This is a genomic window from Acinetobacter portensis, assembly GCF_010646905.1.
Lineage (GTDB): Bacteria > Pseudomonadota > Gammaproteobacteria > Pseudomonadales > Moraxellaceae > Acinetobacter > Acinetobacter portensis.
Genome location: NZ_JAAARQ010000002.1, coordinates 1,730,110 through 1,746,351, shown reverse-complemented (window position 1 = coordinate 1,746,351; position 16,242 = coordinate 1,730,110). Strand labels below are relative to the sequence as shown.

Here is a 16,242-nt window from a genome sequence, read left to right as displayed (position 1 = left end):
ATGTTTATAATCACTTTTTAAAAATTAAAGATGTATTAATTCCGCCAAAAGCAAAGTTGTTGCTCATAATTATATTGGCTTGCATTTTTCGTGCTTCCCCAACGATATAATCTAAATCGCCACACGCTTCATCAACTTCATCTAAATTTAAGGTTGGCGTAAATTCATTACGTAACATCATTTCAATACTGAGCCATGCTTCAAGCGCACCACAAGCACCTAAAGTATGTCCAAAATAACTTTTTAATGAGCTAATTGGTTTTTTACCTAAAATTCGAGCTGTAGCTTGAGATTCTGCAATATCACCTTGGTCTGTAGATGTACCGTGTGCATTCACATAATCAATTTGGTCTGCTGTAACTTGTGCATCTTTTAATGCTAATTGCATACAACGTCCCATCATTTCTGAATCTGGACGTGTTACATGTTGACCATCTGTATTGCTACCATAACCAATAATTTCTGCATAAATTTTTGCACCACGTGCTTTAGCATATTCATATTCTTCTAGAATTAAACAACCTGCGCCTTCACCAACCACTAAACCATCACGGTTTTTTTCAAAAGGTCTTGGTGTTTTTTCAGGATGATCATTCTGCGCACTTGTCGCAAGTAGTACATCAAATACAGCCGAACCTGCGGCACTCAATTCTTCAGCACCGCCCGCAAGCATCACTTTTTGTTTGCCATACTTAATGGCTTCGTATGCCTGACCAATTGCCATTGAACCTGAAGTACATGCACTTGATGTTGGTAAAGTTAAACCTTTTAAACCGAAATACACCGTCATATTCACTGCACTTGTATGCGACATCATGCGAATATAAGTTGTCGCATTGAGTTGATTCATGTTGTTCTCTAACAACATTGCACCAAATTCACGAACAGCATTGACACTACCTGCCGATGAACCATAAGCCACACCAGCTTCACCACTTTTTAAAATTGGGTCATTCAGTAAGCCTGCATTTTCCAATGCTTTTTCAGCACAAATCACTGACATCAGCGCAACACGCCCCATCCCTCGTGTGACTTTACGATTAAAATGACTTGGCACAGTAAATGATTCTACAGGACCACCTAATTTACTGCGTAAGTCTGAATAAACTTCCCAATCGGGCATATAGCGAATACCACTTTTGCCTTGATGGAATTGTTCAAAAATTTGATCTGCAGTTTCACCTAAAGATGTGATTCCCGACATTCCTGTAACAACAACGCGCTTCATTAGATTAATCCCCCATTCACTGAAATGACTTGGCGAGTGATATAACTTGCATCATCGCTACATAAAAATTTAACCACTTTAGCCACTTCTTCCACTTGCCCCATTCTTTGCAGTGGAATCATTTTTAAAGCATGTTCTTTGACTTCTTCTGTCACCATTTCGGTTTCAATTAAACCTGGTGCAACACAATTGACTGTAATTTTTCTTTTTGCTAATTCAAGCGCTAAAGCTTTTGTTGCGCCAATTAAACCTGCTTTTGCAGCGCTATAATTTACTTGACCTCTATTTCCCATGATTCCTGAAACAGAAGATAAAGTCACAATACGACCACCTTGTTTCAAACGAATCATTGGCATAACAAGTGGTTTTAATACATTATAAAAACCATGTAGAGATGTATCTACCACATGATCCCAATCTTCATCTGTTAATGCAGGAAAAGCGCCATCACGTGTCAGCCCTGCATTTAATACAACACCATAAAATGCACCGTGATCTGCAACATCTTGTTCTAATATTTGAATAATATTTTCACGATCATTTACATCAAACATTAATACATGGCTATTTTGCCCAAGTGATTTTATTTCTTCTGCAACTTGTTCTGCTTCTTGTTGTCTTGATCTTGCATGTACGGTGACATCAAAACCTGATTTAGCCAATTCAATTGCAATTGCCTTCCCAATACCACGGCTTGATCCTGTCACTAAAATTCTTTTATTCACGTTAACTTCCCAATAATTTGATCAATTTCTTGTGGTTCATAAACACTTAACATTGCATTAATTTGATGTTCTTTATAGTCAATTTTACATTGGAATTGCCCCAAACCTTCATGTAAATAAGTTTGTTCTATATGGATTCGAATCACATCATCCAAAGCAAAAAAAGGTACAGGAAGTTGCATTTTCCGTGTACCCAATAAAAAACCTATTTTAGGATTTGAACCCTTTTGACTGCCTTGAAATCCTGCATAAGCACTGACTGTTTGTGCCATAATTTCAATACTTGTCCACGTTGGTAAACCTTCAGGCTCACAAAACATTAACTCTGGTGTAATACGTAATTCCGCAGTCGCTTGAGTCTCATTTGCCTCTATCAGATGATCAACAAAAACCATCGGCTTTTCATGCGGAATAAACTTTACTGCATCCATCATTTAAAACTTGTCCCCAAAATCACACTAATATTGCTACCGCCAAAAGCGAATGAATTGCTCATTACATATTGAATAGGCTTTTCTAAACTTACATCTAAAACATAATTTTGATCATCCAAATCTGGATCTAAAACACCCGAATGATGTAAAGGCAACCATGTTTGATCGAGTAGAACTTGTTGACAAATATAAGCTTCAATTGCACCTGCCGCACCTAAGCAATGTCCTGTTTTATGCTTAGTACTACTGAGTGGCACATCAATATTTTCAAAAACATGACGAACGGCTTTAATTTCCATGGCATCGTTTTGTGGTGTAGATGTTCCGTGCATATTTAAATAGCCAATATCAGCGGCTTTTAAGTTTGCCATATCCAAGGCTTTTTGCATCGCTTCTGCGGCACCTTTGCCTTCAGGATGCGGTGCTGAAATATGCCAAGCATCCATAGACTCGCCCGCCGCTAAAAACAGAACAGGTGCTTGATCTTTGGATATTAAAAACAATGCTGCTGCTTCACCAATATTAATTCCATCTCTGTTTTTACCACAGGGTTGGCAAATATCATGTGACAAGCTTTCTAAGCAATTAAAGCCATTTAAGGTCAGCTGACAAAGTGTATCTACACCGCCAACAAGCACAGCATCGACCAAACCTGCATTAATTAAACGCTGACCTGCCACCATCGCTTTTGCACTCGAAGAGCATGCTGTAGAAATAGTATAAGCAGGTCCACCCCAACCTAAATATTGTTGTAGATCTTTCGCTAAACTGCCCATTTCTTGCTTTTTATGAACAACTTCAACATATTCTTTATGGCGAAAATGCTGTTTCAATGTTGCTTCGTTATCGGCAATACCTGAAGTGGACGTTCCAATCACAACACCTAAACGAACTTTAGAAAACTGTTTTGTATATTCACGTACATTCGACTCAATTTTTTGCAATGCTGTCAGTGCAAATCTTAAATTTCGTGAATCTGAATTTTTCAAACTTTCTGGAACATCGCCAACAAGCTCAGATGTATAAGCCCCCACCCACACTTTTTTTTCAGCAATATATTCTGAGCATTGGGTAAATGTATTCACTTGTGTCGTCAATGCTAGCTTCATTTGCTCAGTATTTTCACCTACAGCAGATAAACCCACACTAAATTGAATACCTACCGCAGGATGATCTACACCAATTTTATTGTGCATCTGAATCCCCATCATTTTCCAAGCTTTCATCTATTGAGCTAATCACCATTTGATATGGCACTTGTACATTATTTAACGCAATAGAATCTGCTTGTTTTACAATCTCTAGAACAGCATGTTGCTGAATAAATACTTTTTGTGTTGAATCTTGAGTTTCAACACGAATTTGTTCGCCTTGCAACTTAGCAAAGCTGGGATATGTCGCATAAAGCAGATCTCGCACAACATACTCAAATGGCAATAACTTCATTTGATTAATACGCTGTTGTACATCAACCTTTTTACCGTCAAAACTTAATTTGAAAAGCTGTTGCCCCGTTAAACTTAAAGCAACCATTTCCAAGTTTTGACCCTTCTGTTGTTGATATAACAAAAAGCTAAAACTGTGCTTATTCCATTCAACTTCAATTTGGTCTTGGCGTTGGTAAGATTGAGCCACCCAACTTGGCGTAACCAAACCTTGAGCAGATGGAATAAACGATTGGCAAGCACTACAAAGCAATGCAGTTGCCAACAAAGTTGCTGTAAGTTTTAAACGAGGCTTGAAGTACATTTCTGTCCTTTTCTTTATTGATCTTCGCGACAATATTCAGCGATTGTGCTTAAACGTTTTTTCGCATTTTTATAAATTGGGTTTGTTTCATCCCAAGCATATCCTGCCAACAAAGATGCAATCATTCGACGAACTTTATCATCTTGATGTTTCGAGAATACAACATTTTGGAACTCACCCGTATACCAAGCCTCAACATAGGCACGGAACACTTGAATACCTGCACGTAGCGGTTTTTCATATTGTTCCATCCAATCGATATTTTCACCTTGAATATATTGATCCACCAAAGGCACAACCATACTTGATGATTTCAATGCAATGGTCACACCCGATGAAAACACAGGATCTAAGAACTCACCTGCATTACCTAAAAGTGCATAGTTACGCTGCGCAAGATGTTTCACATTTGCAGAATAACCCACCAATGTACGAACAGGTGTATCGAATTTTGCATTACGAAGCACATGAGAAAGCGCTTCATCATCGGCTAAAATACGACGTTGTAAAGCGGCAACATCATAATCATGACTGCCATCGAAGTCATATTTTTCAAAGAAATCTTCTTCTGCAACAATACCAAAAGATGCACGACCATCTGCAAATGGAATAAGCCAATACCAAGCACGTGGGTCTTTTTCGTGAACTGTAATTAAGATTTTTTCACGATCAAAATCAGGATCATCTAAAATTCCATCTTCAATGTGAGTAAATACAGCACGACGCACAGGAAAATCTGATGGGCTTTCTAAGTCTAAATGCTTCGGTAAAATACGACCAAAACCGCTTGCATCTAACAAGAATTTCGCTTGAATTTGGTAGGTTTCACCTTGTTCAGTTTTTACATCTAGAACAGGTTGCTCTCCATCAACATTAACTGCCAAAACTTCATGACCAAAACGAATATCTGTTCCCATCTTTTCAGCTTGTTGCGCTAAAAGATGGTCAAAACTAGCACGGCGTACTTGCCATGTTGTTCCCGGCCCTTCACTAAATTTTTGGGTGAAATCGTAGAAGCTTCGTTTTTTTCCTTTTAAAAAGGCTGCGCCATTTTTAAATTGAAAAGCACATTCCTCTACATGCTCACGCACAGTATCGAGTAATCCTGCTTCTTCCAAAAACACCATACACTGAGGTAGCAAAGACTCACCAATAGAAAACCTTGGAAAATGTTGCTTTTCAATAATGGTTACTTGATATCCCTTCTGCTTCAACAATGCTGCTGCTGAACTTCCTGAAGGCCCCGCCCCAATAATTAATACATCTGTTATTTGCATTGTGCTCATGCACTATTTCTCCACACCATCAGTTCTTTGACTGATATTGCTGAACCACAACATGTTTATCATCGGATGATGTAAACAATGTTGCGTAAATGAAAGCGAAAATTACACCAAGTAAAGCTGTTAAACCAAAGCAATGAATCGCATACGTTTGGCTAAATGAAAGCAAACCAAAACTAAAAAATGTCGACATCATACAAAGAAACAATGCCATACCCACCACTTGTGGATGATCATGTCCATGTCGATAAAAAATCGCATAATCCACGCCAATTCCCATAATGAGGAACGTGCCCATAATACTGAATAAGTTTATTTCAACACCTAGCCATACTTGAATGGCAAATGTCGTCATAAGTGCCATTGTCACAGGTAATACCAAAGGCAAAACCGATTTTTTGCCATAAATAAAACCAAGACCAAGCATTAATAAAATGATGGCTAAACCAAGTAACCACTGCGCTTGAATACGGTGTTCTTTAAATAATTCAGAGAGCTGATTCACAGGTTGAAGCAATTGCACATTTGCATTGACTAGCGTCTTGAGAGATTGATTATTCTGAACGCCTTGCAACATCACCAAACGCTCTGTAGAGCTCATTTGCAAAAATGCGAGTGGATGATCTGCAAAGATTTTATCTGTAAGTAAAGGCTGCTGTTTTAACTGATTCTGCCATGCCAAAAGATCGTTTGGATCTAACTGCATTGCTTGTGCATATTCAGTTAATGTTCCACGTGGAATCTGTTCTAAAAGTTTAATATTGTGCTGTTGTTGTTGAGTCGATGGTAGCCATTGACCTAAAGCTTGGAAACCATCTAATTTTCCAGAATTTTTAAGTTCTTCAAGTTTCAACAATAAAGCTTGTTCATTCTTTTCAAGTTCTTGTGATGTTTTTCCACTAACAACAAAGTAATCGCTGCCTTGTTGTTGCATAAAACGATCACGAACATATTGATCTTCCTGTTTAAGCTTTTGATCCATACTTTGCAAATTGCGAATATCATCATTGCTTTTCAGGAAAAATAAACTCGTTGTAGTCACCACTAAAATGACAAGAATTAAACCATAACGAAGTGGGTTATTGGCTTGTACAAAGCTACGAATTTTTCCAATAAAACTTAAGGTTCGAATTGCAGGTTCTGCATTTAATGCAGGCAATCTTGGCAATAATAAAATACTAGTAATCCATGCGGCGGTTAAACCCACCATAGAAAATACAGCAATTTGTCTAAAGCCCGGAAATGGCGTGAAGCTTAGAACAACATACGCAAATAATGTTGTTAATAAGCCTACAAATAAACTTGGTAAAACAGGTTTTAAAACGCTAAATCCATCAATATGCCGATGCTGAGATTGCATTGCCATAAAATAAAATGAAAAGTCGACACAAACGCCTATTAAGCTTGCACCAAAGACCAAAGTCATTAAATGGATTTCATCAAACACTAAATAAGTTGCAGCAAATGCAACCAAACATCCTGTTCCTACTGCCACCATTTCGGTCAACATTGGACGTACAGATCGAAAGCCAAACCAAACCAGTAAAAGAATGCCTAGTGTTGAACCGACACCAATCGTTGAAATTTCTTCTTGCGCTGAATTTGTTCCAAACTGGGTAAACATGAGCGTGCCTGTCCAATGTGGTTGCACCTGATATTGCTTTATTTTTAGGTTTAATTCATCAATAAAATGAGCTGTTTTTTCTTGGTATTCAATATTGTAAGGACTGTTTTTTAACTCTAAAACCAAAAGACGTGAAATGCCTTTTTCATCTCGGATTGTGACAAAACCATCTTCCAGTTGAATATCTGTTTGGGTTTGCAATGCAGATAAACCCATCGCATAGCGTGGGAAAAAGAGTAATGGGTCTTGCTTTAAAAGCTCTGCGGTAATGGGCATACCCGGGCTCATCATTTGCAACATACTTTGTTCGGTAAGTGCCTGATAATCTTTTTGCTCGAGTAATGTTTTATCGCTTTCGTTTAATAAGCCAACCTTATGCTGATATAAAGCTTTAGCAAATTTTTCATTATCAAGCTGAGGCTTTAAAGGATGAAACAAATCACTTTGTTTGACTTCAGATTGAATTTTCTGAGTGACATGATTTAAAGATGCATCATCTTTTGCATCAAGCACGAGAAAAATTTTGTCATTCAGCTTTTCACTCACATATTGCTGTGCTTTTTCTAAACGCTCATCTTGATGCGTTTCGGGCAGTAGTGCAAAAATATTGGTTTGAATATGAATATCTTTATTTAACCATGCCACACCAAGCACAATTGCAATAATGCTCAGAACAATCAGCCAAGCGGCTGTGCACTTATTTTGCCAATTGGAAAAGTGCATTTTCAGCTGCCGTTAAAGTTTGAGGTTGAGCCGTTTGCTGACTAAAACGAATGGTCGTGCTGTTATTGGCTTGCTCTTGAATCACAATACGGTCTACATAGCGTTGACCTTGCGCATCAACTTTTACAAAAAGCTTTTTAAATAAACCACTTTTTGGCGTTAAGGAAACATTCCATTTTGTTGGAGAATAACTTGCAGAAACCACATTAAAGTTTTTCGCCAAAGCTGTTTCATTACCCGACATCAACTGTAAAAACATCGTTGCTATAGAACCATAAGGCGTTTTATCGACTTCAATTTGGCTATAAGTACGTTGCGTTTTTTGCACAAGCTTTTTAGGTGTAACAATTAAATCTGCTTTTACAGGACTTTGAATTTGCCAAAGTACACCGCTATCTTTAGTAAAAACCACCGTACCTTTAGAGATGTAGGTTTTATTTAAAGACGCTAACTTTTTATGTTGTTCGAAATTAGCACGTACAACTGATGTTGCTGAAAGTTGGCTAAAAATTTGTTTAAGTTCTGCATTTTGTGCATAAGCAACTGTGCTAAATAAAGTAAATACACTGAATATTGCAGTGATCAACATTTTCATAAGGTGATTAACTTTCATATTCATTTTATTGACCATCCTTAAATTCAGACCACGCTTTTAAGCAATCGAATAAAACTTGCGGAGATTGATAACACATTTCACGTGACTTCATATCTACCGCAACTTGTGATGTATAACCTTTGGTAAGGCGCTTACCCGATTCAGCATCAAAAATTTGATATTCAATTTTCAAACGGTTTTCCCATTCTTTTAAAATGGCGCGAACACGAATTTTTTGCTCAAATTCAATACCATGTGCATAACGAACATGACTTTCAATAACGGGCCATGCATACCCAGAATCACGCATTTGGTTGTAGTTATAATGAAATTGATCGAGCAATTTACATCGAGCAATTTCAAAATACTTCAAATAATGCCCGTGCCAAACCACATTCATGGTATCTACATCATGAAATGGCACTTCAATAATTACATCGGCATGCATAGCAAATTCCTATTTTGAAACAGTCTTATGAAGTGAATACTTGATTTAACAAATCTAAGTTTTCAAAACGATCTACAAGACTTTGCAGTTCATTCTGTAATGGTCGATCTTCTTCCACATAATTGAATGTTTGAAGAACCCACTGTTTAAATGCTGTTAATACATCGCTTAAATCTGTATCAACACCTTTGAGTTTAATCGCTTGTACACTTGCACAACTTAAAGCGGCAATCACCTGTTCTGTTAAAACAATCACACGCGCTGCATCACGTGCTGCAATAGTTCCCATGCTCACTTTATCTTGATTATGACATTCTGTAGAGCGAGAAAAAATTGATGCTGCAAGTGTTTGTTTTAGTGCTTCAGCCGTCCAAGCAGACACACCAATTTGAACTGCTTTAAAACCATGATTTAACGGTAAACGATCGGCTGTTGAACCCGTTAAATTACGTGGTAAACCATTATTCATTTTATAGTCGACTAACTGTGCAAGCTGACGATCCATCAAATCTGCAATATTGGCAATCATAATTTTTAAACTATCCATGGCTTGAGCAATATGCCCACCATAGAAATGACCACCATGTAAAACACGGAGATTTACAGGATCAATCAACGGATTATCGTTACTTGAATTCAATTCATTTTCAATAAATTGGCGTAGCCATATTTTTGAATCTTCAAATACACCAATAATATGAGGTGCACAGCGTAATGAATAACGATCTTGTAAACGTGAATTTTGATGTTCTGTTTGTACTTCGCTGTTTAACCAATCACGTAATTGTGCCGCAATATTTTGCTGTCCTACATGTGGCTTTTGCGCAAACAAGACCTCATCAAAATGACTCGGGTTCCCTTCTAAAGCCAAAACATTGAGCGCAGTAATGCAGGTACTTGCTAATGCAATTTGTTCTGCTTTTTTATAATTCAAACATGCGATTGCAGTCATCACGGCTGTGCCATTCATGAGTGCTAAACCTTCTTTCGGGCGCATCACATGAGCTTCAATGCCCTTTTCTGCATACACTTGTGCAATAGGTACAATTTGACCTTGGTAATACACATCACGCTCGCCAACTAAAGCACCTGCAATATAAGACAATGGCGTTAAATCACCACTCGCTCCTACAGAACCTTCCGATGGAATCACAGGGATTACATTTTCATTAAGTATCCACGCTAAACGCTCAAGTAATGCATGAGATACACCAGAATAACCACGTGCCAATGAACACAAGCGCGTTACAACTACAGCACGTGCAGTCACTAAATCTAAATTTTGACCTAAACCACAACCATGGAAACGAGATAAGTGCAAAGGAAGTTCATTCACTTGATGTGCAGGAATTTCGACCAAGCATGAATCGCCATAACCTGTTGTTACGCCATAAATTACGCCTTCATCTTTTAAAAGCTGATCTAAAAAATCTGCACCACGCTGAATAAGTTCGCGCCATTCAACCGATGAAGGTAATGTCACTTTCATTTCTTGACGAGCAACAGCAACAACTTCCTCAATTGAAAGTGGCTTTTCTCCTATCACTAATACTTGCATTATTTCTTATTCCAAAAATTATAAAAATTAAACCATTGGTATGGAGCGCGTAAGCAATGTTTTTCCAACAGAACAACGTATTGACGCATTGTTTTTTGCATGTCTTCCATGCGTGTTTTTCTTGAAAACTGTAATTGATCTGTCATTTTATAAATATGCACTTCAAATTGCTGACAAGTACGATAACAAAACACTGCTAATACAGGCACTTTGAGTAAGCTGACTAAAATCCATGCACCTTGAGGCCAATCTGCATCCTCGCCTAAAAACTCAACAGTTTGTACACGATTCGACTGCACAGGTATACGATCTGCAGCCACAATAATCCATTCGCCTTGAGCTAATTTTTCTTGTAGTACCAAAGCTGTATCTACGCCTAACTCATCGACAGGAACTAAATTTACATCTGCATGTGAGTTCAATTTTTTAATAAATTGATTAAATTTCGTGGCATGTTTTTGGTAAACCAAAATATTAATTTTTTGCGGATTTTCAGACTTTATTGCGCGTAAAAGCTCAATATTTCCAAAATGAGAAACAACAATCACCGCCCCTTTTTGATATTGCTCGCGAATTTTCTCATGACCAAAAAGCTTTAACTCTGTTTCTGGAATATGCCCCAACCAGCCTTCTATTTTATCTAAAATACATTCTGCAAATTGCATTAAATGTGTATAGGTATTGGTTTGCGTAGGTGGTGATTTAAAAGGTGAGGCCTCACCTGAAAATTCATGTAGTTTCGTTAAGTAATTTAAAGAAGCTTGACGCGCAGTTTTGGAAAATAGCCAATACCAAAAAATCACAAATAAAAGTACAACACGACACAACCAACGCCCGCCTAATCGATAAAAGCCCAGCATAAGCATGAGCGGCAACATTCCGCCACGTTCTTTAATATTGCTCCATTTTTTCTGATCTAATGAGCTCATATTAATTTTTCACTTTAAAATATATAAGTTTTGGTAAGCGGATGAGCATGCCTGCAAAAAGTCGCGAATGTGCTTTAGTTAAACCAATATTATCTCGTAAAGCATTGAAGTGTGAAATGCCATCTTCAGGGTAGATAACATGTGTTGGTACATTTATGAAAGGTACATTTTCCCACTTCAAACGAACCAATATTTCAGTATCAAAACCCATTCTAGGTTGAAATTTTGCTTTATTTAAAACAGCAACAGTACTATCTAATGGATAAATACGAAAACCGCACATGCTATCTTTTATCTCAAAAGATAAGCTATTAATCCAAACCCATATATGGGTCGCATAACGTCCATATAGGCGTTTCTTTGGCACAGAAGCATCGAAAACTGGCTTGCCAATAATCATCGCAGATGGATTATTTTTTGATGCATCTAAAAATTTTGATATATCCTTCCAATCATGCTGACCGTCGGAATCGAGTTGTAAGGCATGGCTATAACCAAGCTCCTTCGCTTTTAACAACCCTGTGATTACAGCTTGCCCTTTGCCTTGATTGACTTCATGTTCAACCAATTCAACCCATGGATTTTTACCCGAAATATCACGTAATAACGTAGTGCATTCAATATCACTACCATCATTTACCATAATAATTGGCAATTGAAATTCATTTAGATGTTGAACCAAAGCTTCTAAATAATTCGGATGGTTATACACTGGAATCACAAAACAATGTTTCATATCAGCCACCTCTTTTTAATTTTTTTCAGTATTCATCGCAAATAATAAACGACCTGTTGCTATCGTTTTATCTTCCATCGACATTTCAAAATGCACTTTATGCAATTTGCGACTTAGCTTTAAATACAATACAGAATATGGACGAATAAGATCTTGAAACTTCAACTGTTCAAAACCATTACACCATTCAAAATCTTTCCAAATTTGTTTCGCAAAGTGCTGAACAAAGCCAATCTGCCCCACACCTGGAAAAATTGGATAGTGAGGAAAATGTCCTTTAAAACACTCTAGTTCTGGATTAAATTCGAGTTTAAAAGTCATGTCCAATTCATGCTGATGTTGTTCTAGAACCACAGGTAATAACATGGGTTGAAAGAATGACTTTAAATATTGCTTGTTCAGTTTCGACTGAGCATTTTGTGGTAACTGAGTAATAAAACGCCATTGCCTAGGAATTGCTATCGTTTCTAATTTATCTTTTAATTGCGTTTTTAAAGCTTTCACAAAAGAAGATTTCGTCGATTTTTCTAGAAATTCACGCGCATCATGATTAAGAACAACAACACACGCTAACATTTGGCGATGCTCTTTTTCAACCACCAAAACATGGCATTGCTGAACAGCATCTAATTCTAAAATTTTAAGTTCAATCGCATCTAAACTCAGACGTTTTTCTTCAAGTTTCACAATACGATCTAAACGACCAAGTAATTTAAATGAACTTTTAAAGTCGTTTTCCACAGCAAGCTCAATTTTATCACCTGTCAAAATCCAATCATGGGTACATGCATGGTTGGTTTTTACTTCAAGCTCATTGTACTCAGTCATTCGTACATCTACATTTTTAAATGGTATCCAAAGTGCATCATCTTCTTGGCGATACGCAATACCACCTGTTTCAGAACTACCAAAAACTTCTGTGATTGGTCTGTTTAAATAAGGGCGTACACCTGAATCTAATTTCCCACCAGAAGAATATAGGGTTATACAATCTTGTAAAATGACATCTTTTGTCCAACGTTTTAATAAGGCAGGACTTGAAACAACATAGTTTTTAATATTTAAAGAGACTATTTTCTTTTGAATATCAGCAATATCTTCTGGAAATGCGACTTGATTATTATAAAAACCACGACCACTTGCTAGTGGCCAAAGTAATTTGAACAATAAGCCATAAATATGTTGATGACTTACCGTTGCAATTGCAATTGCATATTCAGGCAACTCAAAACTTTCATCTAAACCTTTAACTTCATTAAATAGTTGTGCCAAATTACGTGGAATTTTTTTTGGCTGCCCCGTAGAACCCGATGTATAGAAGTAAACTTGTGACTGCTCTAAAAATGCTTGATCAAAATTTAAAGTAACTTGATTGTGTTCAAGCTTACGTTCTTGTCTTTCTAAAAAATAAATATCTTGTTCAGCAAGTTCTTTTTCTAAATCACTGATTCGATTTGGAGGAAGTAAAATATCTTTTTTAGCATTTAATGCTGCAAAGAATAAAACTAAAAATTCGTAACTGTCTTGTTCCCAAAGTGCCCATGTTTTCTCTGACAACTGCTCTATATGTAGTTTTTGCTGCTCAACATCTTTCCAGAAATTTGCAAATGTAATCGCACTTAAATCTGACTTTAAACAAAGTACATTTTGTGAATTTAGATGATTCTCAAAGTGACAAGACATAACAATCCGTTTCTATTTTGGCTTAATTCTATTTCTGCGCTTGATGCAACTTCTGTTGACGTTTACGCAGTAAATATTCCCCAAGCAATAAAATTCCCATCAAGATATAGGAAATAAAACCGTTGTATAACACCCAAATTTTTGTAGATGCTAACAATACTGTCATTAAAGCAATGACAGCATTTACAACAAAGAAGCCACACCAAATAAAAGTAACTTTCCGAGTCCAAATAACCCCTTCTAAAGGTAAATCTGGCTCTGCCAAACGTGCAAAGCGCTCTATCATTGATGGTGGCTTAATGAGAGTTGTGGCAAAAATAATAAATGCCCCCACACTCATAAAAACTGGATAAAGCTTTAACCAAGCATGATCTTTAAGCAATAAGCTCAAACCGCCACATAAAATAGCAAATCCAGTTAAAGGCCATAGCAAAGCATTTCCTTTACTAAATAAACGAACTAGGCCAAATACAATCAACAGGCAACTCACCCAGATATATTGACCATTTGCTAAGCTATAACCTACTAAAAAGGGATAGAGAATCAAACCGATTGCGACAATCCCTTTTATAAGAAAACTCATTCAGATGTCATATTCTGAATAACAGTCACAACATCCTGAATGGTACGGACGTTTTTAAAGTCCTCAGGATTCACTTGCTTACCTGTTAACTCTTTAATTTTTACAACTAAATCAATTGCATCAATGCTATCCACATCAAGGTCTGTTGCAAGGTTTGAATTTAATTGAATATCTTCAGGAGCAATTTCAAATAGTTCTTCCATCCACTCGCGTAGTTTTTCGAGTACCTGTTCTTGAGTAAGCATGAATGCCCCTTATGCCGTTTGTTGCATTTCAACCAAAGTAACTAAACTTTGAATTGACTTAAAATATTGCTTAGTTTCAGTAGATTCAGCACTCAAATGAATGTTGTAACGCTTCTTCAAAGCTAAACCTAGCTCTAATGCATCAATAGAATCTAAACCCAACCCATCCCCAAACAATGGTGCTTCTGTCTCGATATCTTGAACAGTAATATCTTCAAGTGCGAGAACATCAATAATCATTTGCTTTAATTCATCAGCAAGATTGTTCATTTTAAGATAACTCTTGGTAAAAAAATTGATGAAAATAATGATTTAAAAGACGTACGTTTTTAGGATTAATACTTGTGTCTTCTAAAACATCCTGAATATTAAAGGCATCTAAAACCTTTATTTTGACATGAAACGGTTCCGATGGAATATGATACCACTTTTCATTTTTTGTCAGTGTGGATGGTGAACATGTAATTAAAACTGGTCGTATCGGCACATTTGCACGTAATGCAATATTTGCTGCGCCACGTTGAAATTCATTAAGCACTTTATCTTTTTCAGTTCTTGTTCCCTCAGGGAAAATCACCAATGAAGGAGCCTGATTCTTCGATAATCTATCAACACAATCTTGAATAAATTGCTCAGAACCCGCATTCAAAATATAACCCGCACCTTGTACTGGTCCACGCGTAAAGGGATTTGACCACAGTGCCTGCTTCACCACGCAATTTGCTTGATCCATCAAACCAATCAATATTACAACATCGATAAGCGTTGGATGATTTGCAATAATTAATTCTTGATGACTATTTTCTAACTTTTCTAAACCCTCAACTTCATAAGACATTAGCCCTAGTTTAACCATCATATTGGTAAAACCTTTAAAGGTATGTTTAATCAGTTTTTGAGTCCGTACTTTTCTCAGTTCTTCATTTTTAGTCGTTAATTTAACAATAGGTGAAACAACACCACCAATAGCAACACCGCCTACACCAAAGCTCACAAAGCTAAGACCTGTTGCGCCAACTCGCCATATATAATTCGACTTTTGCTTAATATTTTTTATGCTTAATATTTTTGCCATGCAAATAACTTCATCTCACTGGCATTTTGCCAAAAATTATAAAAATCTTGTGCTTCTAAAGCGGCACAGTCTACAGCCTCTCTCTCTGATAAATTCAAAGAAATATTATGATCTTCTAAAGAGAGTATTGCCGATAGTGAAAGTGCCTCAAAATTTTGTTGCTCATTATAAACATGTGGAAGTGGTTCATCATAATAAACGATCAACACTTTTGCATTGGCTTGATTGGTTGTTTTCAACCAAGAATATGCCTCAATAACTGCATCTGCCCAAGTTCCTGCTAAGCTGGTAGATAAAGTGGCATCTTCACATAAAATTGAATATAAGCCTGCAATCGCATTATGAACTGAAGTAGAAAATTGTGTTGGTGATGGTGTTTCGTCGTTTAAAACATCTTCCAAAATTTTAAATGTTTTATGTTCATCACCATATTGCGAAACCCACACAATATAATCGACGTTATTATTTTCTAATGATTCTATCGCATTATTTAATGCAAGTTTGGCAATAAAGGATAAACGGCGGCGCTGCATCGCTGGAATTCTTGCTAAGCCCTGAAACGTAGAGTCCGATTGACTTATATTCAGCTGAGTTAAATTCAATCTGACCATATCTACTTTATCC

The 16,242-nt window shown here is 36.9% G+C and carries 18 protein-coding genes; all 18 read right to left on the bottom strand.

The window, feature by feature from the left end:
* Positions 1-10: 10 nt before the first annotated feature.
* Genes GTK57_RS08290 through GTK57_RS08205 form a run of 18 tightly spaced genes read right to left on the bottom strand, consistent with a single transcriptional unit; the run spans position 11 to position 16,229 of the window.
* Positions 11-1,228: a beta-ketoacyl-ACP synthase gene (locus GTK57_RS08290; RefSeq protein WP_163122560.1), complete on the bottom strand. Its 1,218-nt coding sequence runs from the start codon at positions 1,226-1,228 to the stop codon at positions 11-13.
* Positions 1,228-1,953 (bottom strand): 3-ketoacyl-ACP reductase FabG2, encoded by a 726-nt coding sequence (locus GTK57_RS08285; RefSeq protein ID WP_163122557.1) that lies wholly within the window; start codon positions 1,951-1,953, stop codon positions 1,228-1,230. Before GTK57_RS08285 ends, GTK57_RS08290 begins: the two co-directional genes overlap by 1 nt.
* A complete protein-coding gene (locus tag GTK57_RS08280; protein WP_152874646.1) occupies positions 1,950-2,387 on the bottom strand; it encodes an ApeP family dehydratase in 438 nt (145 codons plus the stop codon). The genes GTK57_RS08285 and GTK57_RS08280 overlap by 4 nt, the downstream gene beginning before the upstream one ends.
* Positions 2,384-3,583 carry a beta-ketoacyl-[acyl-carrier-protein] synthase family protein gene (locus tag GTK57_RS08275; RefSeq protein ID WP_163122554.1) on the bottom strand — a complete coding sequence of 400 codons (1,200 nt, stop codon included), beginning with the start codon at positions 3,581-3,583 and terminating at the stop codon, positions 2,384-2,386. Before GTK57_RS08275 ends, GTK57_RS08280 begins: the two co-directional genes overlap by 4 nt.
* Positions 3,573-4,136 (bottom strand): DUF3261 domain-containing protein, encoded by a 564-nt coding sequence (locus GTK57_RS08270; RefSeq protein ID WP_163122551.1) that lies wholly within the window; start codon positions 4,134-4,136, stop codon positions 3,573-3,575. The genes GTK57_RS08275 and GTK57_RS08270 overlap by 11 nt, the downstream gene beginning before the upstream one ends.
* Before the next feature lie 14 nt (positions 4,137-4,150).
* A complete protein-coding gene (locus tag GTK57_RS08265; protein ID WP_163122548.1) occupies positions 4,151-5,422 on the bottom strand; it encodes an NAD(P)/FAD-dependent oxidoreductase in 1,272 nt (423 codons plus the stop codon).
* A gap of 19 nt (positions 5,423-5,441) precedes the next feature.
* On the bottom strand, positions 5,442-7,766 hold the full coding sequence (locus tag GTK57_RS08260) for an MMPL family transporter (protein ID WP_163122545.1): 2,325 nt from the start codon (positions 7,764-7,766) through the stop codon (positions 5,442-5,444).
* Positions 7,741-8,361, bottom strand: coding sequence for a LolA family protein (locus GTK57_RS08255; protein WP_407925930.1), 621 nt, complete (start codon positions 8,359-8,361; stop codon positions 7,741-7,743). Before GTK57_RS08255 ends, GTK57_RS08260 begins: the two co-directional genes overlap by 26 nt.
* A 25-nt stretch (positions 8,362-8,386) precedes the next feature.
* Entirely contained in the window at positions 8,387-8,809 is a 423-nt protein-coding gene (locus GTK57_RS08250; protein WP_152874651.1) for an acyl-CoA thioesterase, read from the bottom strand.
* A 25-nt stretch (positions 8,810-8,834) separates the two neighbouring features.
* Positions 8,835-10,367, bottom strand: a complete 1,533-nt coding sequence (locus GTK57_RS08245; RefSeq protein ID WP_163122539.1) for an HAL/PAL/TAL family ammonia-lyase — start codon at positions 10,365-10,367, stop codon at positions 8,835-8,837.
* Entirely contained in the window at positions 10,367-11,296 is a 930-nt protein-coding gene (locus GTK57_RS08240; protein ID WP_163122537.1) for an LpxL/LpxP family acyltransferase, read from the bottom strand. The genes GTK57_RS08245 and GTK57_RS08240 overlap by 1 nt, the downstream gene beginning before the upstream one ends.
* 1 nt (position 11,297) lies before the next feature.
* Positions 11,298-12,032, bottom strand: coding sequence for a glycosyltransferase family 2 protein (locus GTK57_RS08235; RefSeq protein ID WP_163122534.1), 735 nt, complete (start codon positions 12,030-12,032; stop codon positions 11,298-11,300).
* 15 nt (positions 12,033-12,047) lie between these two features.
* The gene (locus tag GTK57_RS08230) at positions 12,048-13,715 is read right to left on the bottom strand and encodes an AMP-binding protein (RefSeq protein ID WP_163122532.1); all 1,668 of its coding nucleotides are present in this window, start codon (positions 13,713-13,715) and stop codon (positions 12,048-12,050) included.
* A 28-nt stretch (positions 13,716-13,743) separates the two neighbouring features.
* Complete coding sequence (locus GTK57_RS08225; RefSeq protein ID WP_163122529.1) at positions 13,744-14,298, bottom strand: COG4648 family protein; 555 nt, start codon at positions 14,296-14,298, stop codon at positions 13,744-13,746.
* Entirely contained in the window at positions 14,295-14,543 is a 249-nt protein-coding gene (locus tag GTK57_RS08220; RefSeq protein ID WP_152874657.1) for an acyl carrier protein, read from the bottom strand. The genes GTK57_RS08225 and GTK57_RS08220 overlap by 4 nt, the downstream gene beginning before the upstream one ends.
* A 9-nt stretch (positions 14,544-14,552) precedes the next feature.
* On the bottom strand, positions 14,553-14,813 hold the full coding sequence (locus GTK57_RS08215) for a phosphopantetheine-binding protein (protein ID WP_163122526.1): 261 nt from the start codon (positions 14,811-14,813) through the stop codon (positions 14,553-14,555).
* 1 nt (position 14,814) lies between these two features.
* Positions 14,815-15,609 carry a lysophospholipid acyltransferase family protein gene (locus GTK57_RS08210; protein ID WP_163124672.1) on the bottom strand — a complete coding sequence of 265 codons (795 nt, stop codon included), beginning with the start codon at positions 15,607-15,609 and terminating at the stop codon, positions 14,815-14,817.
* Positions 15,603-16,229 carry a beta-ketoacyl synthase chain length factor gene (locus tag GTK57_RS08205; protein WP_163124669.1) on the bottom strand — a complete coding sequence of 209 codons (627 nt, stop codon included), beginning with the start codon at positions 16,227-16,229 and terminating at the stop codon, positions 15,603-15,605. Before GTK57_RS08205 ends, GTK57_RS08210 begins: the two co-directional genes overlap by 7 nt.
* Positions 16,230-16,242 lie beyond the last annotated feature (13 nt).